This is a genomic window from Mesorhizobium sp. M2A.F.Ca.ET.037.01.1.1 (assembly GCF_003998075.1).
Lineage (GTDB): Bacteria > Pseudomonadota > Alphaproteobacteria > Rhizobiales > Rhizobiaceae > Mesorhizobium.
Genome location: NZ_RZSA01001426.1, coordinates 1 through 1,165, shown reverse-complemented (window position 1 = coordinate 1,165; position 1,165 = coordinate 1). Strand labels below are relative to the sequence as shown.

Annotated in this window: 1 protein-coding gene; it reads left to right on the top strand. The window is 66.4% G+C overall.

Annotation, left to right across the window (positions count from 1 at the left end; translation table 11 throughout):
• The coding region (gene choV / locus EOA27_RS37335) for a choline ABC transporter ATP-binding protein (RefSeq protein WP_127258818.1) at positions 1 to 1,018 on the top strand (1,018 nt) is incomplete at its 5' end.
• Positions 1,019 to 1,165 lie beyond the last annotated feature (147 nt).

Here is a 1,165-nt window from a genome sequence, read left to right as displayed (position 1 = left end):
GATCTCGGTGCTGATGGGCCTGTCCGGCTCCGGCAAGTCTACGCTGCTGAGGGCCGTTAACCGGTTGAACGTGGTGTCGCGCGGCCAGGTGCTGGTCAAGGACGGCGACCGCATCGTCGATGTCGTCACCTGCGACGAGGCGACCTTGAGGCGGCTGCGGCAGAAGCAGGTGGCCATGGTGTTCCAGCAGTTCGGCCTGCTGCCCTGGCGCACCGTCGAGGAAAATGTCGGCTTCGGCCTCGAGCTCGCCGGCGTGCCGGAAGCCGAACGCAAGGCGCGCGTGCAGAAGCAGCTGCAGCTCGTCCATCTCGACCAGTGGTCGAAGAAATACGCCCATGAACTTTCGGGCGGCATGCAGCAGCGCGTCGGCCTGGCGCGGGCCTTCGCCACCGAGGCGCCGATCCTTCTGATGGACGAGCCGTTCTCGGCGCTCGACCCGCTGATCCGCACCAAGCTGCAGGACGAATTGCTGCAGCTTCAGGCGGAACTGAAGAAGACCATCATCTTCGTCAGCCATGACCTCGAGGAGGCGCTGAAGATCGGCAGCCACATCACGATCATGGAAGGCGGCCGCATCGTCCAGACCGGCGCGCCGGAAGACATCGTGCTCAGGCCCGCCAACGACTATGTCCGCGACTTCATCGCCAATGTGAACCCGTTGTCGGTGCTGACGGCGTGGAACGTGATGCGCGACCGCCGCGACCTGGAGCAGGGCGAGGATGGCTGGGTGTGGCTCGACAGGCGCAAGACGACGCGCTTCAAGATCGACGAGCATGGCCTGGTGGCCGCGGCCGAGCGCGACGGCAAGCCGGCGGTGTGGGTCTCCTGCGCCGATGTCGAGCGCCAGCCGGAAGAGGGCGCCCAGGTGTTCTGGGCCAATCCCGGCACGCCGCTGAAAACGGTGATGCTCGCCATGCACCGCTCGCAGACGGCGCCGGTGGCGCTGTTCGACGAAGGCTCGCGCTTCGTCGGCGCGATCGGCATCCGCGACGTGCTGAGCGCGGTACTGCGGCGATAGGCTTCTTCGCAGGCGTATAGCGCCCTGGCTGGGCGTTTTGCCTGCGGCTTGTCTTTCGCTTCCTTCGGGCGCAGAATCCACCTGTTGCGTGGCCATGCGCCAGAGGGGTGATGCCGACGTCGCGCACAGGGGTTCCAGGCGCGATAG